This is a genomic window from Schaalia odontolytica (assembly GCF_002847525.1).
GTDB lineage: Bacteria > Actinomycetota > Actinomycetes > Actinomycetales > Actinomycetaceae > Pauljensenia > Pauljensenia odontolytica_B.
This window is the reverse complement of sequence record NZ_PKKM01000029.1, coordinates 1-1,405: the sequence shown is the minus strand read 5'-3', so window position 1 is coordinate 1,405 and position 1,405 is coordinate 1. Positions and strand designations below refer to the sequence as shown.

Genomic DNA, 1,405 nt, shown 5'->3' with positions numbered 1-1,405 from the left:
GGAACCCCCATCATCGGAAGACCTCGACCCCTACCCAGCCACGACACGCCCAACCCCGCCCACAACACCTACACCCTCAAATGCGAAGAGCCGGTATTATACGGTATTCTATAGAACTGTATCAACAGGATGGACATGTGAGTTTTGTGAAAACACAGTTTTATCGTTACAATTTGACATCCCCCATGATCTCACGTATACTGTGAATAAGCAGTACACATGATAGGAGGAACTATTATGAGTGATTCAAGCAAATTCTTCTTTATTTTATCGGGTATTGTAAGCATTATCCTGGGGATATTCTTACTCTTAAATCCCGCTATTAGTCTCATAGCTTATGCCTGGCTTTTTTCTATTATCTTTTTCGTCAGTGCGGTCAGCTCTATTATAAATTATTTTACATTACCGTCTGAATTACGTAGCGGCTGGTATCTTATCAGCGGCATTATCGATGCTCTATTCGGTATCTATTTAATATTCGGCGGATTTGCATTCCTACCATTAGTACTCCCAATCACAATCGGCATCTGGATGGTAATTGAAGCCGTCTTTATTTTCATTACATCAAGAAAGTCCGACAGCATGGTATCACTCATGGGACGTAATGCAAAATGGCTTGCACTAATTCTTTTACTATTAGGCCTATTACTCATATTCCAGCCGATTGCTTCCGGTAAGGTATTTATCTACTTTATCGCTTTCGGTTTCTTATTTGACGGAATTTATTCCATCAGTGAGGCTTTTGTAAAATAGAATATAACTAAATAATTACACTATAAGATCGACCATGTACTGCCAAATAGCTGCCATAAATTACGATGTCTATTTCGTATTTGTGGCAGCTATTTTATTTGTTTTGGCTAGCCGTCATGGTAAATGTATTCGCCTACTACATTTGCAAGTGGTTAGACGCTTTTCTAGCTCTTTTATTTAGCAACTAGCCCAACGCTCTAACATTAGCGTAATAATGGGGTTATAGGACAAAAATTAGTACAACCCTGTAGTAATTTAAAATCCCCTTGATCAGTACCAAGATACTCATCAAAGGGATTATATTAATTATGAAAAAGACAAATAGCCCTTCGTTATCCTAGGATCGCTATTAAATTCAAGTCACATCTTAGGCTTTAAATATAACACCATTATGCTCTAGTTGTTCCACTGTTTTTTTACCAATGCCCGGTAGCATCAATACTTCTTGTTTAGTAATTGTTTTAAAATCATCTACTGTGTATAGGCCGGCTTGTGAAAGTGTAATTTGTGCACCGAACCGTATATTGTCATATACCGGATTTCCACGCAAAGCCCCACCTTTAGCGGCTCTTCATAATTGGGGGTGTAGTTGGGGTCTGAATCCTCCTGTTTCGAGGAGTGCTCGGGTGATGTAGTTGGTGAGGTTTCGCAA

General features: G+C 39.3%; 1 protein-coding gene. It reads left to right on the top strand.

All coding sequences use genetic code 11. The features are described 5' to 3' along the window. The first annotated feature begins 237 nt into the window (after positions 1-237). Positions 238-753, top strand: a complete 516-nt coding sequence (locus CYJ22_RS10055; protein ID WP_101602519.1) for an HdeD family acid-resistance protein — start codon at positions 238-240, stop codon at positions 751-753. The last annotated feature ends 652 nt before the right edge of the window (positions 754-1,405 follow it).

Excerpts from the sequence above, each read along its gene's own strand:
- CYJ22_RS10055 (WP_101602519.1), top strand. The coding sequence starts at position 238 with ATGAGTGATTCAAGCAAATTCTTCTTTATTTTATCGGGTATTGTAAGC.